Consider the following 26,616-nt stretch of genomic DNA (forward strand, 5'->3'; position numbering starts at 1 on the left):
TGGGTCAGATTAGCAGCAAAACTATGCTGTGAGACTACGGAAAATTGCGAAGGAAATCAAAAGGTGATCACGGGCTCGCTATGGAGCTTTGGGCTATCGTCAGGCTTTTGCCCAGACTATTGGCCATTTTGATTATGGACGTTAAGCACATTTCGCGGGATTTTATTAATCAGCTTGATCTCAATATGCAAATTCATCCATTGGCTGAGCGAAATCAGTTGATCGACTGGGTTATGGCCAATCAACTCACTAAGACAAGAAAACAATTACATTGATCGAATCATGAGAAAATAGGTTCTTTCGCTCTTCAAAGGCGGATATTCCGGTATTATCAGGCGCGTTTAAGGTGGATAGGGCAAATGCCGCTTGCGAATACACCGGAATGCTAAATAAAATAGAAACTTTGACGAGAAAAACAACTTATTTCAAAGCCAAGCAAATACCCAAGTAAGACGACTGACAAAGTTTTATGCAACCTGACGGTTGACAACCTAGCAATTCTCTTTAAAGTTGCAGATCAGTCGAAGATCATAAGTGCCCTGTCGCTTGCTATATTGTTCAGAAGATGACACCTTATTTATCAACATTGTATCAGGAAGAAATCTCTTGTAACAGTTTGCGTGTAAAGAGCTATTCAGTTATTCACTACCAGCCTAGTCCTATTATTACACTTGCTTAGTATATTATATATAAAGGTGCTGATAAGTAGATTTTATATTTGAGCATCCAGTTCCAAATTTGGGAGTAATTTTCCAAATAGCATTGAGTGTTTTTACTTCCCTCCCGGAACCCGGGAGGGAAGTTTTCAGACAGCGGATAGATAGTTTGTAGTTCGTTCCACCCTTGTAATTCTTTTACTGACTCATCTTTGTGATACCGCCAGGGTGTAGAGATATACTATTTAAGTAGATTTTTTCAATGCATCGAATTTGAGCCGCAGTAAAAGCTTAGAGCTGCCCTTGCTAACTGACGAAAACCACCTTATTTTTGATCGGCGCCAGATTGCTTACTTTACCGCTATGGGAAATAAGATAGCCGTTTTTGATGACAGACGTCAACTAAATCTTATAGCAATCAGGCTCTTCTTTTACCTTCTGGTTTATCTTCTCGATTTACTTTTGCTTGTCAGAACCGAAGGGGCCTTCTGCTACTGGTACCCAGTGCGCTTGATATAATTGATTTTTTAAGTTTTAGAAAGTATAAAAGAGGAGTAATGCTTTCAACCTCCTTGTATTTCAGGGGGGCTGATTTTTTGTCAGCTAAAGTAAATTGAGTTAAATATCCAGTTCCTGGGTCATGCCCAGGAATTGTTTTGTATCACGGTGTTTCTATTTGATCAAGTTCGGGATACACTATACTACTTATATCAATAAAATCCTACAAGCGGCGCTCCGTTGTTTGACTTACGTTTTTATTCTCTCATCATACCTTTGGAGCTCAGAACACTGGTAGTGAGTGGTGCTTTCAACCTCCTGGAATCTAGGAGGCTTGATTTTATTCGCAATGGCCAAATTTTACATTCAAACATAACAAATGTCAATGAAAAAGTATCTTGTACTCTACAAAGCGCCGGTTGGTGCCAACAAACAAATGGAGGGGGCCACTGCCGAACAACAGGTAGAAGGAATGAAAGCCTGGATGGACTGGGCGCAAAAATGTGGGGGAAGACTTGTGGATATGGGCCAACCGCTAGCAAATGGTTTAAGCCTTTCTTCCACAGGTAGCAGTAGTGCGCACAGTCAGATTGCCGGTTTCTCCATTTTACAGGTTGCAGATATGCATGAGGCGGAATCGCTCATGCAAGGACATCCTCATTTGGCATGGAACGCAGAGTGTAGAATTGAATTACATGAAACTCAACCTGTTCCAGGAATGTAGTTTAGCATATTTCTGTCTTAAGGAGGGGCAATTCGTCATCGCTTACACTGCGGATCGGATGCCGGAACAAGGCAGATGTTGAAACATCATTTTGAGATGAAGTGGCCTATAGATGAGACTTTGAAAGACGGTGAAGGTTTCCATTTGGAGGCACATACCAATGGGTTGACACATCGAACAAGGCGTTACTCGCGGATTTGATGACAAGCATTACTAAATATAGACATCAAATCGGTATTATACAAAGGAGTTCGGTTCCCTTGTGAGAAGTCAGAATATCCAAGGATCCATTCATTTCCTTTATTCTATTTCTGATTGACTGTAAGCCAACACCCTTTGAATTTGCCTTAGAGTTTTTATCAAAGCCTCTTCCGTTGTCGGTTATCTGAAGGGTTAAAGAACGTTCTTCTTCATAAATATAAAGGTTGATTTTGCTGGCCTTAGCATGTTTGATGATATTGGAAACCGCTTCCTGTATTATTCGCAGAAGATGCATTCGATTAAGTGAGGATAGTTTTTCCAAAGAATCGTTGTCGATCTCTATATGTTTTTCATATTTGTTGTCCTCTAGTGCATGTGAAACTATTTTTAAAATACTCACGGAAAAAGCTTCTAACTCTTCTTTCGTTCCCTGCGTATACCATTCATGACTTTTATGCCTGGTATCGATATAAGTTTTTTTTGCCAAAGCTGATAGTTTCTGTAATCGGTCTCTTTTGTCAGGATTTTTTTCACTTAATAGTTCAGTAGCCAGATAGTTACAAATGTGAACCAGGTTACCCGAAATTTCATCATGAAGTTCCATCCCCAACTTTTTTTGGATCATGTTTGCTTTCGCTTCTAGCTCAGCAATTTGTATTTGGGTAGCATTATTGAGATCATCTATTTGCTTTACCATTTCTGCATCCCTGACCTTCTGTTGCACAATGAACGAAGCGACAGCCCCAATAAGAATCGTAGAAACTATAAAAATGACAAGGTTCCTATTGCCCTTTTCAATTTCTGACCTTATAAGTTCTTCTGAACGCTGCTCTGCCACCATATGCGCATACATATTGTTGTGAATGTCAGCTGTTTTGATAGAAATTATGGAATCATTAGTTCTGTATGCGCGTAACAGTGTATCGTAGGCCGTTCGGTAGTTTCCTACTTTAGCACTGATCTTGCTGGAATAAATTAAAAACTTAGTGCCATCACCAGGCTCATTTTTTCCGTAGAAGTCAACTTGATTTTTTAGTACCTTAAAATAATATTTGCTGCTGTCAATCTGGTTTTGTTTGATATGGAAGTCAATGATCTTCATTAACAGACCTCTTTCAAATGCTGTCAACCAAGCGGACGGTGATTCGATTTGTAAAGACCTTACCAGTGTTTCAGCGGCATGTAACAAATTTGATTCTTGCTTTGTATCCTGCAATACCTTAGCCTTTGCATGTTCAGTCATGTATAACCGCAACCTGTATTGTTGCATTCTGACTTTAGTGTATCGGGCCCCTTTTTCCATTTCATCATAGATAGCTTTAGCCAGATTGAAAGTTTCAACTACTTTCACACTGTTATTCGTATTGGCATAAATCTGAGCAGCATGGTTTAGGATGGCCATGGCATTAATACAGGTAGAATACGGTACTACTTGTTTTGAAAGCAAGTCAGGTAGCGATTGCAGAAATGGAAGATTACTTCGAAAAATGTCCAGGCGTCTTGCAATGTTACTTTGGTTATCACTTCCGTAAATTGCAAGAAGCATACGAGGCTCTGATAGTGAGTTTATGTAAGGGCGAGTCTTTTTAAATTCCTCTTCCTGTTTCTGTAAATAATATATCGAAAATCCTTCTTGATGAATAAAAAACGAATTGGTAGCCAGTAAATAATAATACTTTTCACGATAAGTTTGATAGTCTTTATTACTCCAGGCTATTTTCTGATAAGTTGCTAATTTTGTTTTTAGTTGCGGATCTTTAAATGATCCTTCTGCTAGTGCTTCTACTTCTTTTAGATAAATTGTATCACTAATTGATTTTGATGCATATTTTGATAAGATGTTTGTCCAATCACGATCAGTTACAAGAGCCCGTTGCCCCACGCAGACTTCAGAATAAGAAATAACGAGTAACAAATAAAACAAACCCTGGCCTCTAGTAAGGCGATATCTGAAAGATCTGATATTTTGAAATAACCGACAACGATAACCTCCTTTCATTGATTCAAACTAAATTGTTGTCATATGCATACTTGACCATCTCTGTAGCAGAATGGAGGCCAAGCTTACGCAGTATATTACGCTTGTGGGTCATTACAGTAATTGGGCTGATAAAGAGCATCTCCGCAGTTACTTTGGTGCTGTTGCCCGAAGCAATTGATCGTATTATTTCCAGCTCCTTATTGGTCAGAATGGTATTCTCTGTCGATAAAATGCTCTCAGCCAATTTGCCGCTAAGGTCGTTGCTGATAAATTTCTTTCCACCAAACGTATATTCCAGTGCCAGTTTAATATCAAGTGGGTCAATTGCTTTACTAAGATACCCATTAGCCCCCGCCGTTAAACAAGCTATAATGCTGTTTGCCTCAGTTATACCAGTAATTACAATAATCACAAGATTTGTAAAATTATTTCTACAAAAAGAAATGAATTCCAGAGCGTCTTGCCCTGGTATTAGCAGATCAGTTATAACGAATTTATAGTTGCCTTCGGATATTGCCAGTTTTGCCTTGTCGATAGAATGTAGAGCATCAACTCTGGAACCTGAGGGTAAGATCTTTAATAAAAGCTCTTTGAAACCTTCGGCTACCAGAACATGGTCGTCTATCACAAGGATATCAGATACGGGAATCTCCGCAATATTATGCATCTAAAATTTATTTTTTTTGCAAAGTTATTTTATAAAATCAGAATCTAAGATACCTCATATGAGGTATTTGTTATTATAAGTATTAGGCATAAAAATACCTTTTCAGAGTGATTGTATTGGGTTGGTAAATATGGGACATTTGTACATTCAACTCTTCGTAATAGAAACTAAATTTTAGGGGAAAGTTTAAACCAGTTAGAGGGTATTTAATCTACTCTTTATTCAATGTTATGACAACTGTCGCAGTAATTAAATAGAAATCCGATACTCCGACACATTGAAGCTGTACAATTCCAAAACATAATATACACACAAACAAATAAATAACCGTGGGTATTGTTAAGTGTTTCGTTTGTCAAATCAGTTCTTACTTGGATCTAATGCTGATCAAGTTCGTTGGCCCAGCTCCATAATCTTCGTCGATGTTTTCAGGTGTAGATTGCCCAGTAATTAATAGTCTGAGATCAGTTGATATAGGCTGAGGTAGCTCGATGTTGTTTTATTAAATAAATATAAAAAAATATGAGTAAGTTGTCGTCGTATATTGTAAACCGTTACAAACTAATTCTCTTGTGGTGTTGTTTTTCTGGACTCGTGTCCACAGCGCGTGCAGCGACTTTTCAAGTCACAAATACAAATGATGGTGGAAGCGGAAGCCTGAGGCAAGCCATTTTGAACGCAAATGGCGCTTCGGGTGCAGATGTCATTACTTTCACAGTGAATGGCACAATTACCATTCAGTCACTATTACCCAGAATCACGGGTCAAGTTGCGATTAATGGGTATATTTCTCCGGCTGATTACGGGCCAATTGGAGCTAGAAGTATCAAGGTTACTATAAACGGAGCAAACCTCAGTAATTACTTCACATCCAACAGCGGGGGGCGTGTTGATAGCGATGGGTTGTTTCGATTCGGGCCGGGGGCTAGCGGATCGTCTATTAGCGGCCTTGCTATTGTTAATACTGGCTCAGGCGTTGAGGCAATCATGATAGAGCCGGGAACGAGCAGTATCCATATTTGGGGGAATTACATTGGTGCAAACGCATCTGGGAGCGCAAGTACAAGTACGCGGCTCGGCGATGATGCGGTAGTTCTGGGAGGCTATGGCGACTCGTCTCCTGCTGCAATCACAGACATTTTTATAGGAACAAATAGCGACAATGTGAACGACGCTAACGAGGGTAACGTGCTTTCCAATGCGAATACTTCAGTTGGGGGCGATGGTATACAGATCGGCAGTCACGATGGAAGAGCTTCTTTTACCAACATCAAAGTCGCCGGAAACTACATTGGCATTGCTGCGGACGGCGTAACCCCGGCCCCCAATGGCACAAAATCGGATCCCAACCCCAATGGTTTCGATGGAGTATTTATTACCTCTATTAATGGGCAGAATGTTGTGATAGGGTCCGATGGTAACGGAGTAGCCGATATGTATGAACCCAATGTCATTTCCGGAAACTCTGGCCATGGTATCGAGATTCTTAGTTCCAATGGGATATGGGTGGCCGGGAACCTTGTCGGTACCGACAAAAATGGAACCATGGCTGTCCCGAATGCGACAAAATCAATCACGACTGGATTTAATGCCGGTATTGCGATATCGGTTGAAGAGGAAGGTAGCCTTGTGAAGCAAGCAAGTCACCACATTGTGATCGGTTTCGATGATACGAAACACAATCAGGCATCGGCAGCATCGGTTCGGAACGTTATTTCAGGGAACCAATCGGTAGGGATTGATATCTACGGAATTGGAACTTCCTCATCGCAGAACAATAACATTAAAATCGCCGGTAACTATATTGGTGTCGATAGGACAGGCAATGTAAGGTTGGGTAACGGCGTCGGTGGCTCGGCGGGAGGGTTGACCGGGAATGGGGTTCAAGCCCAAGATGCAACCTCAATCACTATCGGTACTGATGGTGACGATGTTTTCGATAGCGAGGAGAAGAATGTAATTTCCGGTGCGATTTTCGGCAGGGGCGTCTCGTTGATTAGCTTAAACGGTACTATGTCAAATAGTGTTGTCGCTGGAAATTACATAGGTGTAGGCGCAAACGGAACCACTGCAATTGGAAACGATAGTCCCGGAGTCGTTATTGGGGCTGCTACAAATATTCGTATCGGATCAAACGACGACGGTACCAGCGATGGTTTAGAGGCAAACATCATTGCGAACAATGCACGTGTCTATCCTGGATCAAACGACGGCGTTCGGGTTACCGGGGCATCAACAGGCATACGTATCTCAAGAAACAGCTTCTATAATAACATGGGAACGCCTATTGATCTGGCAGACAACGGAATTACGTTGAATGATGGTGTAGTAACTAGCGGTCAACCCAATTTGTTACTCGATTATCCGGTGATTACGTCTTACTCAGTTTCGGGCGGTACCATGACCGTTGCCGGCTATGTCAGTACTTGTAATGGAGCGGAGGGCACGGCCGGGCCGACGATCAGCGGTGCAAAAACGATCCAGTTTTATAAGGTGGCGGACGATGGTGACCAAAATGGGGCTATAACCAATGGCACTTGCAGCAGAAATGTCAGTCACGGAGAAGGGGTACAGTATCTTGGTAGTATTTCAACCGTCAATGCGTTTAACACTACATTTAGCCTTGAAGCCGGGACAACCTTTACAACTAGTGATAAAATAACTGCCATTGCCATAGATGCCAACGGTAACACGTCTGAATTTGGTGTAACCACTGTGGATGCCCCCACCGTCATTGCAGGAATGCCGGATTTGACCCCGTTCATTACGGTGAACCCTAACCAGATGAATGGCACGACTGACTTTGCATCAAGAATCAGGATACTTAATCTGAACAATGATAGTACCACTGTCACTGCGGGGATCATTACTGTAAGGATACTAAAAAGCAACCTTTGGAATTTCACTTGGGACCCGGCCGCTACTTCCAATTCCCTCGGTGCTTTAAATAACTCTGCATGGACGTACGCGAACTCTCAGCTCTACCACACCTGGACCACTAACGTGGTGATTGCAAAGGGTAGCTCCCGGTACATCGGCTTTAGTGGCACATTTATCCCCGCTGCCACAAGTGGAACTCTCCCTATCACCGTCCAAATACGTTTTCCAAGTGGAGGAGAAGTCAACGACAAAAACAATACGGACGTCGAACAAATAATTTATACAGCTAACTAAATCACTGGTATTCATGAAAACAATTACTTCATTCTTCCTGCTCTTCGTTCTATCTTTTCCGGGATGGGCTGACTCTAATCCGACGGTGACAAATGCCACCATCACGCCAAGCCCAATTCAAGGATCTAATCCGTATGTAACATTCTCCTTCGATGTATTCAATACAGGAAGTCAGGATATTTCCCATTTGGATATCGATGGTAATCCGGATCCGATAGTTCTGATCATCTCATTTTCTAACGGATCATATGACAACACCCATTACAGTTCGCCTACCGACGCGGTAGGAGGCTCTGGCAAGGACTTCTTTTCGTGGACCTATAACTCTACGACCGCAACATATACGGGAACACAGATTGCTCCTCTCCCCTCGGAAGGCGGAGGCACGATTACCATGGCTTACAAAGCAACCACTGCTACCCCGCAGAGCAATCCAAACAATGGATTTAATGTAAATCTAACTAGTAATGGCAATGCACCGAATGGACCCGGAACAAATGATACGAACGATGATAATACCAGTTCTAGAACTTACGTTGATGGCCCAATGCCGGTTACGCTTATACAATTCAACGCCACGAAGGAAGGAAGAGCTTCTTCATTGACCTGGGCTACCTCGGAAGAAACAAATGCTGATTTTTTTGAAGTGGAACGAAGCACCGACGCGAAGGGATGGCAGAAAATCGGGGTTGTTAATGCAACCGGAGAAAGTAAAGTAACAGTAAACTACAGTTTTACCGACAGCGCCCCAATTTCAGGTACGAACTATTACCGGTTAAAGATGATCGACAACGATGCCACGTTCTCGTTCAGTAAGATCGAAAATGTCGGATTTGAACAGGTAAACCTAGTCATCTACCCCAACCCCACTGCGGATGTGATGTTCCTGAAAGGTGTAGATGCTTCGAAAGTTAGCTCCATTTCAATACATAATAGCAATGGACGCACGGTTTATGCATCCAGCCAAATCTCCCCTGCCGGTATTGATGTAAGCAGGTTGTCGGTTGGCATCTATCTGGTTAATACCAGCACAGTTGACGGAGTGGTACAAACGCAAAAGGTTTTAATTGCAAGGTAGTGTTTCGTAACTTCGTTTGCACCTATTTTAGGTGAGTTGCAAACTGCTTCTATGCACCCTGTTGACTCGGTCGACAGGGTGTTTTTTATGAAAGGGGAAGTGCCGATTTGCCAGTGCAAACTCTAGCAATGATATGAGGGCAGGGCAATGTTGTGAATTATTCTAATTGACCTATTTTAGTTGATTAAAAATTTGTTTTTATGTAGAAAATCTTCTATATTTTACCGTCCGTTACTTGATGCTCCTGTAGGGAGAAAATTTTCGCGACGCCTTCCGGTGTAAATTTATAGCAAAGCACTTCGTAGTCTTTAATCTCACTTCTTCTCTGAACATTTTTAGGCAGATGGTTCTCCAAGCTGGGAATTTGCCAGACGCATTACTCTCTTTTAAGGCATCTTAAAGTTTATTTCGGGGCGTGACTTCTTTTGCGACGTAGTTATTGCTACGTAGGCCGAAAAGAAGAGTGTCTATCCATATGCGGTAGTGTTGAGATTTTGTAGGAAAATGAACACTTCACTCTAAAACTTTGGATTATGAAAAAGCTATTCGGGTTATTGGATTTTCATTTTAAAATCTTTTTTGTTTTTGTTCTACCATTCTGCGGCATCTGTTCTGCGCAAACGATTGAGTTCTTAGGCCCGGCCGGCTCTGGTGGGCCGGCTGGTTCAGGGCCGAGTACTTCTCCACAAGTAGTTACTTTTTACACATCGCCAGGGAGTCCGTATGTCCCTGCTATAACAACTACATTTTCGCTCTCGAATCAACAGTTTGCTTCCATAGAGGGAAATGCAGGGACTCCCGGGACTGTATTTGGAGCGCTAGGTGTTGGCCAAAATAGCCCGGTCGGGACTACTAATTTATATTCTGCTATGAATGCGATAAGTGGCTCCTCTAATTCAAATTACACTGCTTGCAATAGTTGTACTCCTGGGACAGGCATCAGTGTCAACCAGAACAGGGCCATTGAGTTGATGACTTTTTCAGATGCGCTTATTTCTTCAACTGGAGTTCAGAATTTCGCCCTTACAGCGCGTGTGCATTATGCTGACCTCACAATCAATTTCAGTGAACCAGTAAGTAATCCTGTTATTCACTTGACCGGACTGGGCGGGGATTACTTTTACAATACAGAAGATTGTGACGCAACGGAAGGTGAGGTGTTCTACACCCTGGGTTTCGCAACGGAGTTTGATCTACTTACGCCAGGAGTGACGCTCAGCTCGCTATCGGGAAATGCAGCATTTGATGTTTCCGGCGCGACAATTTCTAATGCGGCAACGGATCTCGGTCCATTCACTACTCCGACTGACGAACATGGAATAATCAGGTCGGCAGCATCTGGAAGCGTCGTGGCAGAAGGTATTGGAATTACAACTTTGACGTTTCGTATATACCTGAGGGGTGATGGAGGCAAAATTACCAATGGCGATGGCGACATTGTCGCAGCGACTTGTGGTAATTTTTTGCGATGGTCTACCCATGCTAACTTTGTACCTAGTGGCACTACCGGTGCTCTGAACATAGTAGCGGGTGATGCGATCATGATTGGAGTATCTTTGGAAGATCCAATAATATTGCCGGTCACGCTTTCTGAGTTTCTGGTATCCAGGGAAGGCGAGACTGTGAATTTGTCGTGGAAAACCACAGAGGAGCTTAACGCCGATCACTTCGAGGTGCAAAGAAGTAACGATGCCAGAAAGTGGGTGGATCTTGGGCGAGTAGGTGCTGCCGGCGAAAGCCAGGTACATATACGATATACATTTACAGACAGCGAACCCAACAAGGGAATAAATTATTACCGGCTGAAAATGATAGACCGAGATGGTACATTCGCATTCAGTACTATCAAATCTGAGAGTTTTGGAGATAGCGAGTTGGCAATTTATCCAAATCCAGTAGAGCACGGGAGTTCGCTGCGTATTGCGGACCGAACTGACCAAATTGAAAACCTTGAGGTCTACAATTCCTCTGGTTTGAAAATGGTTAGTCCGCCAATAATACTCAATGAAATCAGAATGGATTATTTCCCATCTGGGCGTTACATTTTAAAATTACATATTAAAGGGAGTGTGCCCGTCATTAGGGCGGTTTTTGTCAAGTAAGAAGTGCCCGACCTATTTTAGCTGCTCAAGCGGACATTTTCGGGATAATGATAGTAACAGATACTTTCTACACCCTGTTGGCTCTGTCGGTAGGGTGTATTACCTTACGCGAAAGGTATAAATCTCAAATCTATGAATAAGATTAACATCACCATCTTTGAAGCACTCCCTGAGGGTAAAGAGTTAGGGCATCCCTTAACACTTCCTGCATATCTACTGCCACAGGTAGGGGATGAGTTATTTTTGGCAACAGAGCCTCCACTGATAAAGCTGAAAATTACTGGCAAGCGTATCGTCTGTCTTAATGAGGATCAATTCCACATCGCCTACACCGCGGATCGAATGCCGGAATAAGGCAGATGTTGAAACATCACTTTGAGTCGAACGCGGTCTGTCAGTAATATCCATTTTTTATTTATAGTATTGTGTGGTATTTAACTAACTGATATCAACCAAATACTATAATTTGTCATTACGAAATATTACACGCTACTTTTCGGAGTATGGATAACTTTGAATAAGGGCAAAAGCTTTTGTCATTTCAACTCTCCTGCTTATCCTGGGGAAGGTGATTTCGTAAAGTTTTTTTCATGGCTTTTTTGATTTATTCTCCCGCTCGTACTGGAAATCTGATTTAACCGAATGATAAATGTTAATGTTATGTAGGGGATCTGTTTCCGTTGCTGCTAATGAATTGATTGAGCAAGTATCCAACAGTCAATTTGACTGGTAATATTCATGCCGTTACTGGATTTTCGGTGAGGTATGTCATGAATATCACCTAGGTTTTATTGACATGATTTTAATTCACCCTCCCGGCTCTGCTGGGAGGATTGATTGACCTAAGAATTAGCGGGGTTTAATATAATGACAATGAATCATAAACTCGAATTTGGCTTTCGAGTTTTGCGAGAAATTTGCGAAAGTCTCAATGAAGAGCCAAATCCTCAACCTCCTCCGACCTTCCAATCTCCATAACAATCTGAATTCTCACCGACAGCTCAATCTTCGTGTGAAACAGTCCGCTTATGGCAATGACCTTATCGTTTGAAGATCTTAGTATAAAGAAGTGTTCGCCCTCTGGCGATTCCATTTGCTTGTACCGGCTATGCAGGTGTGAATTGGTCTGTACTGACAGAATCCCATTCTCAGAATCAACTCTCGTCTCATATTCTTCACTGGTAATAATTACTTGGTCATTACCGGCGAGAAGTTCGAAAACTAGCTTCTCGTTAGCTTGCTTCTTTATGATGAATTTTTCCATGACCTACCACAATATTTTGAAGAAATAAAGTCGATGATTTTGAGGTATCTGAAGATAAATAGTTAGGTGGTCAGAAAAGACAAGGCTTTCAATTTAATCGAAACCCTTGTCTTTTGTAGAAGCACTGAGGTTCTGGCTATTTGAAAGGAATTTCCTGCCCATACCCCAGCCGCGCCAGGTTAGTAACCTATTTTACCTATAATTGTAGCCATGCACGACAAATCGATTCTTTTTTCGGTCACGCTGCACATATAAGTTACCGGTGTATTCGATTGTTTTTTTATCGATCGCCTCCTCAGTCTTTATCGATACAATTATATTATAGTCAGTAGAAGAGAAATACATATCAAATCCTTTTGCCTTCTTTACAGTCATAGTGTGGCTCAACGGAATGGTGTCACCCTCATTGAAGTAATGAGCCCTCTTGAGGGGGTCAGCTATGAAAATGTATTTTTTCGTCGACAGAGGCACCTCCTTTAATGCAAAGTAATACCCCAGCTCTCGTTGTGGAGATACTTTCCGGAAAACAAAATCTGAGACACTGTCGACAAACCGGGGACTCATGCAATAGGAGGCAACCAAAATAAGGTATGCGAAACAGGGAACTAGTTTTTTCATTTTCTGAATCCGTCGAATTAGATAAGTTTTATATTCAGAGCCAACCAGGCGGCAACGAATCAACTTTTGAACTGCAAAAATAATGCTAGCGTGAGAAAACTAAAATGCCTGAATTGTAGTATTTCATCGCTAATTGTAGTTTATGTTTGATAAATTCAAATATTCCCTCCATCTTGAAGTATAATTTGCTTGCTTTTTAAAATATATTTAAATAGTTTTTTATTTATTTACAATTTGGCTATTCATGTGTCAATTGAATGCCATATTTTGCGATAAATGAAATAAATTTTACTCGAATTTTTATAAGTCTATAATGCGAATTGTTCGCCGGGATAGTTTAATTACCTTCAATATTTTTCTGATTATTTGGGGGCGGATTGAGTAGCCCCTACTGCTCTGTTTTCACTAATTAAGGTTTACATGAGAAGTAAATCCTTTGGCACGTCGGATAAATTACAGTGTTTCTTAAAGTGAAATGGGTAGCGACTTTAAACGTCAATTAGTAAAAACAAATATTGATAGGTATGAAGACAAATCCGAATGACCTGGTATCACTCTGACTAAGAGAGAACTGTTTGCAAAAGAAACTTCTTAGGCTCTTGCAGATATGGAAGACACACTCGGTGAAATTGCATATCTTGCTGTGGAAATGGTTGATGAGTTGATAGATGCCTTGAATATGAAGGCTTTTAAAAGCAAAGAAATTGAATGAAGTATATAAATACCCGACAGGTGCTGTCGAGATTTACGTGAACCCGATTTTTCCTTCATTTAGAGTTGATTTGCAGCAGAAATATCAGTCAACAATGAAAACAGATTATTTTGGAATTGTTTTCCAATCCTTCATCTGCTCTTTTTGGCTGGAGTTTTCCCAATTACATATTTTATACAGGCGTTTATGTGCAATGCTTGTCCTGTCATTTATAAAATCCAGACTATTTGAATAGCATATATACCTAAGATCTCCTTCGCTGTCATACAGCAAGAAAGATATAGCGATTAGCTCGTTATCCTCGTTGTAGTAAATTTTTCCTCTGACCGGAGTAGATTTATTTTTCTCAATTTTGAGTCTGTCCTGATTGAATTTACTTGGAAAAAAATAGGCATTTCCGGAAAAGTTTAACGAATATTCAAATAAGTCAGGTCTACCCGATTTTACCTTGGAACTTACCAGTTTAGAGATTACTTTGAAGTTGTTATCACTGGTGAAGGTAAGGAAATTATTGTCGCTCTTGTCGATTCTTATTTGAAATAACAACATATTCTGTATAAGGCCACATCCATGCTGTTTTGTATTATAATGACTGGTGATAAATGTCGAATTAATTCCATAATTCGTTTTTTCTTTTCTTGTATTGGTAGTGAGAAAAACCATAACTATTACAGTTAATGAGAACCAGGAGGGCATGAGGATACTAGATTAATTGGAATTTTGTGAAATAGAGAGATATTTTCCGATTTAATCAATAGTATTTGAACTACTCAATTCGTCTAATTTTTACAACAATAGGTAAGAGGCGCCATAAATATGCAAGACCAACGTTCTAGCCTGGACAGATCCTGTTTGTAGTAAGATATTGCAATTGCTCCATACAATTCTACAATCAAAACGTCGATTTTTGAGTTGTTCCGCCGGATTTAGTTGTAATGTTTGTGAAATCTTATGTAACCATAAAATTATGACGAATTTACTCATTTCTATTTTGGTCGGCGCGCTAGCCGGCTGGCTGGCAGATAAGGCATTTAGCAGATTTTCTTTTTCACTATTGATGCAGCTTATTCTTGGAATTATTGGAGGATTTGTTGGCGGCTGGGTATTAGGGGATGATTTGGAAACTATTTTGGGCCTCCCATCAATTATTTCAAGGATTCTTACTGCGTTTGTGGGTGCCTCCGTTATCCTTGGAGCAGCAGCATTAATCAAGGGCAGAAGGCCTTGATTGGAAGAGGTTCAATCGATACCTCTGCAAACAATTCTCAGATGAATTTACCAATCTACGATCCATTTTCGGTATTGCGATGAGTTGTCCAATCTCCGTTAGCTTAAAACTATCAATTCGACAACAATTGGCTTCATATAATTTTTTTAACTCCTTAGCAAAAAGCAAATAATGCGAATTAGCAGTTCAACAATCTTTATCTAACTGAGATCACGATGAAAAAGGCAATAATTTTTACAATTTTGCTTGGCGGATTTTTATTTTCGTCAAGTAAGGTAACTGCTCAAAAAGCTGAAAATGAAGTCCGACGTCCAACTGATTCTGCAGAAAGGCAGATTGAACGATCTTCACGACAAGCAGAAAAGAGAGCTGAAAGGGTAGGTGATACCGTTCAAAAAGCTGATGAGTCCATAGTAGGGGTGCGACAAGCCAGAAAGCCGAGGGGAGATCGATCCCGGAAAAGGTCAGAACGCAAAATTAGGAAGAGAGGGAATATTTAACGATGCGATTTAAAAAGGGAAGTAATTAAATAAATTAATTAAGAGGATAGTCCGGAAGCGGCAAGGGGCGTTTAGGATTTGCTGCGCTGAAAAAACAACAGCCCTATAACTATATGTTAGAAAAAGCAGCTGGATTTGAGACAGCCGCCTTTTCTAACGTATAGAACTTGGGTGCTTTAGCGAACAGTAACATGTAGTGGTTCTATTAGATTCGCTGCATCTGATTGACGCCGTATTGATATTGTTATCTTCCATTATAAAATATGCTGGGAACAATATATTTCCTTAACTTTACTACATAATGTAGCTAACAGAATTAAGTGAGCTATTCGGTGAGCAGGCTCTTTAAGCTTTTGTAAATTATTGATATTTAGCGAAATATGAGGGAGGTTCGACTCCCTGCATCTCCACAAATATCAATTGCAAAACGTTCCAAAAGCCCGCAAAATTGATTTGCGGGCTTTTTTGTTTCCGCAGATTTCGCAGCTAGAGCCGGCGGACTAATTAGGGACTGAATCCCGAGAGCATTTTCGGTCCCGAATTCATCCCTTATGGTCGTCTAATTGACGGTATTTTGACTAGATGTACACGGAATGGACATCTTGATTTTTGGGGAAGTGATTTTTAGATTTAAACAAAAATGGAAGCAAGTATGACAATTCTATTTTCGGTTAGGCAATTGAAGGTTAACCGAAACATGCGAGGCTCGCCGGCCCGGAAGTTTTACAACCCCCTCCGGGAATTTTCTGCTCATTAGAAATAGTTTAATTTGCAGTTACCTTCCTCAATATCTATGGCCGGAATTTTGAAATCGACAACACCTGAAATGAAATCAATCCCTATTTATTTTATCCTTTTATTCGGCGGGCTTAAAGCATCGGCACAGACAAGACAGGAGATCTTTTTTGCTGACGTGACCATCTACGTTGAAGGAGGCAAGTACTACCTTACCGGGTCAAAAGGCGGAGGGCCTCAGGGATTTGCTTTTTTAGAATCAAAGGACTTAAAAACCTGGTCAGTGCCTGCAAGGTCAAAGGGTTCGTTGGGCATGATCCTTACTGAGGGCGACCATACCTTCGGCACCAAAGGTTTCTGGGCACCTCAGATATTCAAGGACAAAGGCACTTATTACATTACCTATACGGCCGATGAACAAACGGCATTGGCTGAGTCGAAATCGTTACTGGGGCCATACAGGCAAAAGGAAGTAGGGCCAATTGACGGGTCCGACAAAAATATCGATTCATATATTTTCAAGGATACCGATGGTAAATATTACCTCTATTCTGTCCGCTTCGACAAAGGCAATTACTTGTATGTGGCCGAATTTGACATCAAAACCGGAAAGATATCACCCCAGACCCTGAGAAGGTGTTTTGACCAGACAGAACCTTGGGAGGCAACGCCTAATTACCAATCAGCACCCATTATGGAGGGGCCTACCGTCGTAAAACTGAAGAATAAATATTATATGTTTTATTCGGCAAACCATTTCCAGAACATCGATTATGCGATCGGCTATGCCGTGGCCGATTCGCCTTACGGGCCCTGGGCAAAATATGAGAATAACCCAATCATTCATCGCTCCATAGTCGGGGAGAACGGCTCAGGGCATGGTGACCTTTTTGAAGGAGTGGACAAACAATTGTATTATGTATATCATATTCACAATGCACCTGACAAAGTAGGCCCGCGCAGGACGCGCATTGTACCCGTCGTCAAACAATGGGACGAAAAAGCAGGTGTTTATTCTTTTAGTGTCAAAGCAAAAGAGGTGATCGTACCTGTCTTGAGCGATAGATGAGGCTAGGCTATCATAATATAGAATTTAACTCGTGGGTCATTCTTCTGGATTAATTTCACCAGCTCAGTGTCTGGTGAAATGGGAATATTCTATAAAAATGCCCGCAAAAAGTTGGAAACTTTTTGCGGGCATTTTTATAGTTACATCTGCCGCCTTTCTTTTTGAATTTAGAGATCAGTAACCAGGATTCTGCTGAATCTTATCGCGGTTAATGTCGATCTGACTTTGCGGGATCGGGAACACCAGGTTCTTTTCTGTGAGCTCATTCACCAGTCTGATCTGCTCCTTTTTGCTGTTTAAAACAGGTATCGCGCGGTTAGTGCGAACTAGGTCAAACCAGCGGTGTCCTTCAAAAGCAAGTTCTACGCGCCTTTCCTGTTCGATCGCCAGGCGAAGTGCCTGCTGCGTAGGCGCGTTGGCACCCGTTTTATTCGGCAGTCCGGCGCGGGTACGTACCATGTTCAGGTATGTAAATGCGTCTCCATTGGCCTGATAGGCACTTTCGTTCAACGCTTCTGCATACATCAGCAGCACATCGGCATAGCGGATCAGCGGAATGTTATTACCATTGTCTCCCTTGGCAACGGGCACGTCGTAGTACTTTTTGATAAACCTGTCCGGAATCACCTGCCCGGCCGCATTGGTGTACGAAGCCGCCACAGAAACATCTTTCCGCAGGTCGCCCGCTTCATATGCATTAATGATGTCGAGCGTAGGCTGGTTATTTCCGTCGCCTCCGAAAGCGATCACCGCATTGCCTGAATTTTGTGGTGCGAACGAATTTGGCCACGAATTTCCCTCACCCGCGCCGCCGGATTTGTACTGCACATCAAACACCGATTCCTTATTGTTCTTATTAGCCACTCTGAAAACATCGGCATAGTAGGGAAGCAGCGTGTACACACCAAGGTCAATGACCTCTTTCAGCTTCGCGGCTGCCGGCGCAAACTTTCTCTGGGTCAGGTATACCTTGCCGAGATACGCCTTGGCAGCCCCCTTTGTGGCCCGACCGAGGTCGGCGGCCGCATAGGTAGTCGGCAAAACTGCCTCTGCTTCGGTCAGATCTTTTTCTATTTGTGCATACACCTCGGCCTTGGGCGCGCGCCCAAAAGAGTAGCCTTCGTCGGGATTGGCGACGGGTTCCAGGATCAGCGGGACGTCGCCAAAGGTTTGTACGAGTGTAAAATAAACCACCGCGCGCAAAAACTTCGTTTCGGCAATGTATCTGTTTTTCAGGTTTTCATCCATCGTGACGCCGCCGATTCTCACGAGGATCGTATTATATCTGGCGATGACATTGTAAGCGTCGTTCCAGCGGCCGGAGATGAAAGGGTTGGTTGTCCGGATATAAAACCGGTCAAATTCATCCTGGTCGGTCACCGATCCTGAGGCTACGGCCACCGTGTTGTCAGAGGCAATTTCACCGAATATGTAGCTGTTGCCTGCGAGTCCGCCAGCCTGCAAACCAGCGTACCCGCCATTCAGGGCGTTCCGGAAATCGTCGGCCGTTTTGTAAAAGTTGTCACTTGTGGGCGTCGAGATCGGCGCGAGTTCCAGGAAGCTATCACTGCACGAGGTAAGCAGGGCAGTGGCGGCCAGGAAAATGTATGGTCTTATTGTTTTCATTGTCTTCAAGGTTTTTAGTAAAATCCCGTTTTCTGGGACATCAGCATTTTTGGATCAGAATCCCAGGTTGATACCCAATGTAAAGGTTCTCGCCAGGGGATATGATCCGTAGTCTACACCGGCTGCCAGCGGTCCTGGAGGTGGGGTCCCAGTGATGGCGGTTGAGGCCGACTCATAGTTACTTACTTCCGGGTTGTAGTTCAGGTACTTGGTAAATGTGAACAGGTTTTGGGCCGAAGCATAAATCCGCACCTGCTGCAATTTGGCCTTGCTTATCAGTGCCGCCGGAAGCTGGTAACCCAGGCTGACATTCTGAATGCGCAGGTAAGAACAGTCTTCTATCCAGCGCGTTGAAATGGCATTGTTGTTACCCGTGGTACGTGCATTCGCGCGGGGCGTCACGCCGTCGCCGGGGTCTTGCGGCGAGCGCCATCTGGTCAGTACCGTGCTGAGCTGGTTAGCATTTCCTTCCAGGTTTTCGAAAAACCGTCGGCTCAGGTTCAGGATTTCTCCGCCCTGCGATCCCTGAATGGCAATGTTCAGGTCAAAGCCTTTGTAAGTGAATATGTTGGTAATGCCGTAAATGAAGTCGGGCTGATTGTTACCGATGATCATCCTGTCGTTCGCGTCGATTTTGCCGTCGCCGTTGACATCCTCGTATTTCACGTCCCCCGGTCTGGAAGTAGGATCATGCGGATGGCTGTCGAGGTCGGCCTGATCTCTGAACACCCCGATTTGTTTGAACCCGAAAAAGCTTCCGATCGGAGAGCCGATTTGTGTAATATTTGTTTCGCCCACGCCGCTCGCGCTGCGGATCGGATCGCCCGTTGGTCCGAGTGCCAGTACCTTGTTACGGTTTAAAGAAAGGTTCAGACTCGTGTTCCAGACAAACGCTTTGGTCAGGTTACGGGTGTTCAATGCGAATTCCCAGCCCCTGTTCTGCATTTTACCAATGTTTTTCACGGCTGTACCAAAACCTGTGACGGTAGGCACATTAACGGAAAGCAACAGGTCTTTCGTAATGCGCTGGTAGTAATCGACTATCAGGAAAACCCGGTTGCCAAACAAGCCGAGATCGATACCGGCATCCAGTTGCTGGCTGCGTTCCCAGCCGAGCTGCGGGTTAGCCAGCGACGAAGGCGCAAGACCATTGACCAGCGAGTTGTTAAAGCTGTAATTGTCGGAGCGGAGCGTTGCTACGTAGGGGTAGTTGTTGGTAAATGCATTGTTCCCCGCCAAGCCATAGCTCACGCGCAGTTTTGCTTCCGAAACGGCGGCAATGCTTTTTACAAAATTCTCCTCACTGATCCTCCATCCCAACGATCCCGCAGGGAATGTTCCCCAGCGATTTTCAGATCCGAAAATGGAAGAACCATCGCGGCGTACGGATACATTGACAAGGTATTTTCCTTTGAAATTATAATTAGCCCGCGCAAAATAAGACTCTGATGCATTCTCAAGACGCGATGAAACCGCGGTAGTGGTGGTGCCGCTGGCGCTTCCGTTCAGTGTTTCCACAACATCGTTAGGGTAGGAGCTGCCGGTTCCCTGACTGTCCTGGAACTGGAATTTAGTCGACTCCATCCCGATCAGCACATCGAAATTATGCATGTCATTAAGCGATTTGCTGTAATTCAAAGTCTGGTTGAAAAGCCAGCTCAGCGACTGGTCAGAGTAGGCGGTTCCGGTAGAGACCGATGGAGGCAGAATCTGGTTCAGCGGCATTCGGGATGTCCGGTACGCATTGCGGCGGTTGCCGGTGAAGTTTACATTGCCCGTGACACGATAGGTGAAATCCTTGAAAAGTTTGAGTTCTGCATAGGTATTGCCCAGCAAATTGGTGGTCAGGTAACGGCTGTTGTATTCCGTGATATTGGCCACCGGGTTGGTAATACCCGGGTAGTTGTACGGTGCAGCAAATGCAGTTTGAGAAGTATAGGAACCATCCGCCGCATAAATCGGCACCATCGGCATCACCGAAAGTGCGGCATTGACCACGGCATTTTCAGCCCAGTGCCCGGCATCGCGCACTTCTTGCTGGGCCCGGTACGAAGGGTTTATATTCAAACCGATTTTCAGATTAGGAAGCACATTTACCTCTACATTGGCACGCATGGTGTACCGGTCCATCGCTGACCGGCGGATCACGCCGTCCTGCGTTAAATAGCCGCCGCTGATGCTGTACCGCGCTTTATCTGTTCCGCCCGAAGCTGAAAGCTGGTAGCTGCTCATTTTGGCGGTGCGGAAAATTTCGTCCTGATAATCGGTATAAGGAAGGGCCGCTACTCTCGCCGGGTCGTCGAAGTTGAGCCAGTCAAACACTTCGCCTCTCGGGTAGCGGTAGCGCAGGTAATCGGTCGGGCGCGCGCTGTTGGGATCGCTGATATTGGCGCCGGGCACATTGTCCAGATAAGCATTGTTGGAGGCATCTTTCCCGAATTCGGCAAACTGCTGCGAATTGATCAGGTCGAGTTTTTTACTGACCTGCTGAAAACCAGTGAACACGTCCAGATTCACGCTGGGCTTGCCGCTTTTTCCCTGCTTTGTAGTAACCAAAATTACCCCGTTTGAACCTTTCGATCCATATATCGCCGTCGACGAAGCATCTTTCAGCACATCCATGCTTTCAATGTCGTTGGGATTCAGATTGCTGAAAATACTGGCATTCACAATATTGCCGTCGATCACGATCAAAGGCGCATTACCAGCGCTGATCGACCCGAAACCACGGACTTTGATGGCGGGCGTACTGCCCGGAGTTCCGCTGTTTTGCTGAACCACCACCCCGGGTATTTTCCCCTGAAGAGCGGTCGCCACGTTCGATACGGGCATATCGCGTAGCTCGCTCATTGGTACCGAGGAAATCGCCGCAGTCACGTCCGCTCTTTTCTGGGTACCGTAACCTACCACCACCACTTCTTCCAGTGCCTTGGTGTCTGTTTGGAGCGTAATGTCGATGGTTGTCTCATTTTCAATGTTTTTCTCCTGAGGCACGTAACCGACAAAGCTGAAAATCAATGTCGACGGGCCGTCCGGAACAGATAATTGATACGTGCCGTCGATATTGGTACTCGTACCGCGCTGGGAGCCTTTTACAACTACACTTACACCGGGGAGAACTTCGCCTTTTTCGTCTTTCACCACTCCGCTCACCGACCGGTCCACTTTGATTGTCGGTGCCTGGTCGGTCATACTTGTCGGCGACGGCTGGTTTTGATCCGGCACTGAGGTGTTGCCCGGCGAAGGTGCCTGCGCTGGGCGGGCATAGATCATGTACGACTTGTTTTCGAATTGTTCAAAAATCAGGTCATGCGGCGCGAGGGCTGCGGCCAGAAGAGTTTCCAGCTTGTCCGTCCGGCGTTCGAGGATCGAGGCGTCCACCATTTTCTGGCTCATCTGCCGGTAATTGTAATTGAACGCCACCCCATATCTTGTCGATAAACTTTTCAAAAATTGAGGCAGGGCCACCGTGGCAGGTTTGCCAGGCTGTGTGGTTGCTTCCTGGACATCTCTATGGGCATGGGCCACCAGTTGGGCGCGAGCGTAAGAATGTGTCAGCACTCCGGCACTAAAAATGAGCCAGCTGCTACAAAACAGTAAGTTTTTCTTCATTGGTATCCTAAATTTGGGGTTTGGATTAAGTAAAGCCACCTGTTGCTTTTTACCTTGGCGGGGACGGAAGCGCAGGTGGATATTTTTATTTGATCCGGTAGTTTTGGCCGTCCTTGCTGACTTCTACCTGATAGAGTTTTGCAATCATTCGGAAGTAGGAATCAATGGAGTCCGTTGGAATGGTGCCGGCAAATGTTTCATCCCTGAAAGCCGGCGGACACTGAACAGTAATGCCGTAAGTGTCCTGAATCCAGTCGAATATTTCACCCAAAGGCTTGTTTTCAACATACATTGCGCCATCTTTCCAGCCGAGCCGGGGCTGGGCTTGAACCACAGCCTTGGCGAGAACGGGTTTCGAACGGCTGCGGCTGATCATTTCATTTGGTTTGAGCAGGACGTCGGGCGAAACGTGCGACTGATCCACCACCCGCACCGCACCCGACCGTAGTACCACGTTCACATCTCCGTGCCTGTTCACAACATTGAAAACGGTCCCCAACACTTCCACAGCCAGCTGGTTGGCCATGTGTACCACAAACTTGTTATGATTGGCCGTGTGTTTTACCGAAAACTGCGCTTCCCCGTCGAGCCAGACCTGCCTGCTACCCAGTGAATCCAGCGTGTACCGCAGCGTCGAATGTCCGTTGAGCCACACTTCCGAACCTTCCGGCAGCACGATGTGCTTTCGTTCTCCGTAGGCGGTTTCATATTCCAGCGGTCCCGAATGCATCAACCAGAGCCGGGCTGTGGCGAGCAAGAGCAGTATTCCCGTCAGGCTGGCGGCGACTGCGATCCAGCGGTTGCGGAACAGCGGCCGACTCGCCCGGAATGCGCCAGGCTCCTGTTTTTGCACAGACGACACGATGTTTTTAAAAATTTCCTCCTGCTGCGCGGATCGCTGGGATTCGGAAAGACCGTCGGCCGCTTCATGACCCAGCATATCTTTCCAATGCTGTTCCAGCAGCGCGCGTTCTTGACTGGTAGCGGTACCCTCTTGGTAGCGGCGGATCAGGTAGCGTAGTTGCTTCGGGTGCATATAATGTTTGTTCGTTTGCATGTATGACGGTCCACCAAACCGACTCCCTAAACATCTCCGAAAAAAAATCTTTGTTTCGTTCAAAAAAATAAAAATGTCACCCCCGTTTGTCGGTCTGGTTAGGATAATACTTAATATTGTTAGACTTTTTCGTAGGAGACCCACTTCGACAATTCATGCAGCTTCCCTCTTCATCGCCAGATCAAAATGAGTTGCTAGCCGGCCTGAAAGCTGGCAGCGAGGCGATGTTCAAGCGCATTTATCAGCAATATTGGTCGCCTTTGTACGCGGTTGCCTACAATCACGTGCGCGACCGGATGGTGGCCGAAGAGATGGTGCAGGAATTGTTTACCAGGCTTTGGCTGAAACGGGACCAGATCAATATTCACTCATCTTTACAGGCGTACCTGTATAAGGCGATCCGTCATCAGGTTTATGATTATATCGACAAACAGCAGGTGCGGCAGCGTGTGCACGAAGAGATACTCAGTCAAAGCACCGAAGCCAATTATCTAACCGACGAAACACTTGACTTTCAGGAGCTCCAATCACAGCTGGCCGAAGCCGTCGACGAACTTCCGCAACCCGCCCAGGCCGTTTTCCGAATGAGCCGGCAGGAGTACCTGTCGCTCAATGAGATCGCCGGCCGGTTAAATGTTTCATCCAAAGCCGTCGAATATCACCTCACCCGAGCGCTGCGAATACTCCGGTTCCGTCTGAAGGACTTTGTTTTGTTAATTTATGTTTGCCAGATGTTGGGTTAATATGGCAATTTGGGCACCGCTGGTTGCCTGCCAAAATTTAGATGAAACCTCGTAATTTTTTCTCAATCTAGTTTACATTGATCGAGAAAGAACCTTGTCTGAACATCACGATTTGAGTCTCGTCCTAAAAAAAGAAAAAGCTACGTCTGTTCCAGAAAAAGTTTCTTACCAGAGCAGGCGGGCAAGCGACATGGAACTTCGACGGAATTGAGGATTAGTAGCGTATATCTCATTATAACAGTGCTTTGAAGATAAAGTGAAGCTCACAAATTATTCCTAAACCCAAATAGATGAAAGGCCAGATCAAATCCGTATCGCGCCGGGACTTCTTGATGACGTCTGCCGCTGCATTTACCTCACCGCTTCTTTTCGGAATATCAGCACCAGCTTCCGGATTAAAGGCAGGCAAACTGAACCATGCCTGCATAGGCGTCGGCGGAATGGGTGCACACGACCTTGGGAATTTCATCCAGCATCCGAATGTGAACATTACTGCTATATGTGATGTGGATGCGGATATTCTTAAAAAAGCATCTGAACTGGTTCCACATGCGCGGGTTTACAGTGACTGGCGCGAGCTGCTGGTTAAGGAAAAAAATAATATACAATCCGTGAATGTGTCCGTTCCGGATCATACGCATTTTTCGGCAGCATATCAGGCCATTAAAGCGGGGAAACATGTGTATTGCCAAAAACCAATGTGCCACGATGTGGCCGAGGTAAGGCTGCTTACAGAAATTGCTATAAAAGCGGGTGTTGTAACCCAGCTCGGCACGCAGGTGGCATCCACTTCCTGTGATCGAACTGCGGTTCAGCTCATTAAGGACAAAACAATTGGTAAGATCAAACATGTATACCTTTGTTCCAACCGCCCCGGTGCCATTGACACTTACCGGCTGGTAGGGCCAAGGCCCGCGCAGGGACAACAGCCTCCTGCCAATCTGAACTGGGATCTTTGGCTGGGAACAGCGCCTGTGCGCGACTACACGCCTGGCATTTATCACCAGGCAAAATGGCGTGCATGGCAGGATTTTGGCACAGGATGGTCTGGTGACATTGGTTGCCATATTTTTGATGCCGTATGGAAAGGGCTGGGATTGAAGGCGCCAAAGTCGGTTATAGCCGAAGTCCAGCAATCCTGGAAAGACTCACCGGAAAGACGCGGAGATACGTGGCCCCAAGGAGATCATATCACGTGGGTTTTCCCCGGAAATGACTTCACAGAGTCAGACGAACTGACGCTGGAATGGTTCGATGGTGCTTTTTATCCTCCCGAAAATATCCGTGCATTGTACTCGGTCGAAGATTATCCTGCTGAATCGGCATTGCTGGTCGGCACGGAAGGTGCACTGCTTATCCCGCATGGAGGAAATGCACCCATTCGCTTACCGGAAAGCAAATTTGCAGGTAAACCAATGCCAAAATTCGAAAGCAGAAATCACTATCATCATTTTGTAGATGCTTGTCTTGGCGGAGAAAAGACGGAGTCTCATTTTGCGCAATCGGGTCCGATGACCGAGGCCATTTTGCTGGGCACCGTTGCCCTCCGCACTCCTAATGAATTACTGGAATGGAATGCATCAAAAATGAAGTTTTCAAATAACGCGGCCGCTGACAAATACTTAAGGCGTGTTTACCGAAAAGGCTGGCAGATTAAAGGATTATTCTAAATTTGATGCACTTTCTGGATATCATCTTTTTTGAAAATGAGCACATATCTACAATTTTCATGGCTTGTTTGAAATGATAGTTGAGAGGTCAGATCTTTATTGCAATTCCAAGATTCAAATTTCGGTGTAACCTAAAAGCGGCGTTGTTCAGCTCCGATTGCAGCTGGAAATGATGATAATAGCGCAAGTAAACATCATATCTATTTGCTATCCGATAACCCGCGCCGACTGCTGCACTGGGGGTTAGCCCGCCGATCTTGAATTGCTCTGAAAAAAAATCTCCGTTGGCATCCTGCAACTCCCGACCTTTTCTAAATGCAGCGTTTAAATAGCCGATACCGAGCATTGCTCCCGCATACGCCCGCTTAATCGGGTAGCGATAACCAAGATAAGTAACTGCACCCCAGCCGGTTTCTGTTTTTGAACCATAACCCAGGATGATGATCTGCTGGAATATCTGGCCACTTTTTCGGTTGATATAAAGATATTCTACACCCAGTTGTCCGCCGTAACCTCCTGAAAATTGCGTGCTGATCTGAGGGATTCTGTAAGATTCGGCATAGGTCCCCGTAGTTTGCGTAACGATCTCCGCCTGCACCGACCAGCGGAATCCGGGTTGTTTTTGGACTTGGGCCATGCTTTGTTCAGACAACAGGCCCAGGATTAGCATTGTGAAAATGGATTTCATAATATTTTGTAAA

At 44.5% G+C, this 26,616-nt stretch carries 18 protein-coding genes; 10 read left to right on the forward strand and 8 right to left on the reverse strand.

Features of this window, described 5'->3' with window-relative positions; all coding sequences use genetic code 11:
• The first annotated feature begins 1,539 nt into the window (after positions 1-1,539).
• On the forward strand, positions 1,540-1,878 hold the full coding sequence (locus FXO21_RS18730) for a YciI family protein (RefSeq protein WP_192579250.1): 339 nt from the start codon (positions 1,540-1,542) through the stop codon (positions 1,876-1,878).
• A 226-nt stretch (positions 1,879-2,104) separates the two neighbouring features.
• Here the strand turns inward: FXO21_RS18730 and FXO21_RS18735 are convergent, their stop codons facing one another.
• Positions 2,105-4,078, reverse strand: coding sequence for a sensor histidine kinase (locus FXO21_RS18735; RefSeq protein ID WP_149641514.1), 1,974 nt, complete (start codon positions 4,076-4,078; stop codon positions 2,105-2,107).
• Positions 4,079-4,082: 4 nt separating this feature from the next.
• Entirely contained in the window at positions 4,083-4,727 is a 645-nt protein-coding gene (locus FXO21_RS18740) for a LuxR C-terminal-related transcriptional regulator (RefSeq protein ID WP_149641515.1), read from the reverse strand.
• 522 nt (positions 4,728-5,249) lie between these two features.
• Here FXO21_RS18740 and FXO21_RS18745 point away from each other — a divergent pair.
• The 4 genes from FXO21_RS18745 to FXO21_RS18760 all read left to right on the forward strand — a co-directional run bounded on the left by FXO21_RS18745 (position 5,250) and on the right by FXO21_RS18760 (position 11,435).
• Positions 5,250-7,901 (forward strand): beta strand repeat-containing protein, encoded by a 2,652-nt coding sequence (locus FXO21_RS18745; protein WP_149641516.1) that lies wholly within the window; start codon positions 5,250-5,252, stop codon positions 7,899-7,901.
• A gap of 13 nt (positions 7,902-7,914) precedes the next feature.
• Positions 7,915-8,979: a T9SS type A sorting domain-containing protein gene (locus FXO21_RS18750; protein WP_149641517.1), complete on the forward strand. Its 1,065-nt coding sequence runs from the start codon at positions 7,915-7,917 to the stop codon at positions 8,977-8,979.
• Between the two features lie 533 nt (positions 8,980-9,512).
• Positions 9,513-11,081 carry a T9SS type A sorting domain-containing protein gene (locus FXO21_RS18755; protein ID WP_149641518.1) on the forward strand — a complete coding sequence of 523 codons (1,569 nt, stop codon included), beginning with the start codon at positions 9,513-9,515 and terminating at the stop codon, positions 11,079-11,081.
• A 132-nt stretch (positions 11,082-11,213) separates the two neighbouring features.
• Positions 11,214-11,435, forward strand: coding sequence for a hypothetical protein (locus tag FXO21_RS18760; protein WP_149641519.1), 222 nt, complete (start codon positions 11,214-11,216; stop codon positions 11,433-11,435).
• Positions 11,436-12,009: 574 nt separating this feature from the next.
• Here the strand turns inward: FXO21_RS18760 and FXO21_RS18765 are convergent.
• Together FXO21_RS18765 and FXO21_RS18770 are read right to left on the reverse strand one after the other, a co-directional pair.
• Positions 12,010-12,345, reverse strand: a complete 336-nt coding sequence (locus tag FXO21_RS18765; protein WP_149641520.1) for a YegP family protein — start codon at positions 12,343-12,345, stop codon at positions 12,010-12,012.
• A 1,435-nt stretch (positions 12,346-13,780) separates the two neighbouring features.
• Positions 13,781-14,338 (reverse strand): hypothetical protein, encoded by a 558-nt coding sequence (locus FXO21_RS18770; RefSeq protein WP_149641521.1) that lies wholly within the window; start codon positions 14,336-14,338, stop codon positions 13,781-13,783.
• A gap of 304 nt (positions 14,339-14,642) precedes the next feature.
• Here FXO21_RS18770 and FXO21_RS18775 point away from each other — a divergent pair, with 304 nt between their 5' ends.
• The 3 genes from FXO21_RS18775 to FXO21_RS18785 all read left to right on the forward strand — a co-directional run bounded on the left by FXO21_RS18775 (position 14,643) and on the right by FXO21_RS18785 (position 17,207).
• Complete coding sequence (locus FXO21_RS18775; RefSeq protein ID WP_149641522.1) at positions 14,643-14,903, forward strand: GlsB/YeaQ/YmgE family stress response membrane protein; 261 nt, start codon at positions 14,643-14,645, stop codon at positions 14,901-14,903.
• 215 nt (positions 14,904-15,118) lie between these two features.
• Positions 15,119-15,403: a hypothetical protein gene (locus tag FXO21_RS18780; protein WP_149641523.1), complete on the forward strand. Its 285-nt coding sequence runs from the start codon at positions 15,119-15,121 to the stop codon at positions 15,401-15,403.
• A gap of 826 nt (positions 15,404-16,229) precedes the next feature.
• Positions 16,230-17,207 carry a glycoside hydrolase family 43 protein gene (locus tag FXO21_RS18785; protein ID WP_149641524.1) on the forward strand — a complete coding sequence of 326 codons (978 nt, stop codon included), beginning with the start codon at positions 16,230-16,232 and terminating at the stop codon, positions 17,205-17,207.
• A gap of 174 nt (positions 17,208-17,381) precedes the next feature.
• Here FXO21_RS18785 and FXO21_RS18790 read toward each other — a convergent pair whose 3' ends face one another.
• The 3 genes from FXO21_RS18790 to FXO21_RS18800 form a co-directional block, all read right to left on the reverse strand.
• Complete coding sequence (locus FXO21_RS18790; protein WP_149641525.1) at positions 17,382-18,833, reverse strand: RagB/SusD family nutrient uptake outer membrane protein; 1,452 nt, start codon at positions 18,831-18,833, stop codon at positions 17,382-17,384.
• A gap of 54 nt (positions 18,834-18,887) precedes the next feature.
• On the reverse strand, positions 18,888-22,445 hold the full coding sequence (locus tag FXO21_RS18795; protein ID WP_149641526.1) for a SusC/RagA family TonB-linked outer membrane protein: 3,558 nt from the start codon (positions 22,443-22,445) through the stop codon (positions 18,888-18,890).
• Between the two features lie 85 nt (positions 22,446-22,530).
• The gene (locus tag FXO21_RS18800) at positions 22,531-23,502 is read right to left on the reverse strand and encodes a FecR family protein (RefSeq protein WP_149641527.1); all 972 of its coding nucleotides are present in this window, start codon (positions 23,500-23,502) and stop codon (positions 22,531-22,533) included.
• 155 nt (positions 23,503-23,657) lie between these two features.
• Here FXO21_RS18800 and FXO21_RS18805 point away from each other — a divergent pair, with 155 nt between their 5' ends.
• Together FXO21_RS18805 and FXO21_RS18810 are read left to right on the forward strand one after the other, a co-directional pair.
• Positions 23,658-24,245: an RNA polymerase sigma-70 factor gene (locus FXO21_RS18805; protein WP_149641528.1), complete on the forward strand. Its 588-nt coding sequence runs from the start codon at positions 23,658-23,660 to the stop codon at positions 24,243-24,245.
• Between the two features lie 290 nt (positions 24,246-24,535).
• Positions 24,536-25,915 carry a Gfo/Idh/MocA family protein gene (locus tag FXO21_RS18810; RefSeq protein WP_149641529.1) on the forward strand — a complete coding sequence of 460 codons (1,380 nt, stop codon included), beginning with the start codon at positions 24,536-24,538 and terminating at the stop codon, positions 25,913-25,915.
• 88 nt (positions 25,916-26,003) lie between these two features.
• On the opposite strand, the gene FXO21_RS18815 is transcribed toward FXO21_RS18810, so the two are convergent.
• A complete protein-coding gene (locus FXO21_RS18815; protein ID WP_149641530.1) occupies positions 26,004-26,603 on the reverse strand; it encodes a hypothetical protein in 600 nt (199 codons plus the stop codon).
• Positions 26,604-26,616: the final 13 nt, after the last annotated feature.

The organism is Dyadobacter sp. UC 10 (assembly GCF_008369915.1).
In the GTDB taxonomy this organism is placed as follows: Bacteria; Bacteroidota; Bacteroidia; order Cytophagales; family Spirosomataceae; genus Dyadobacter.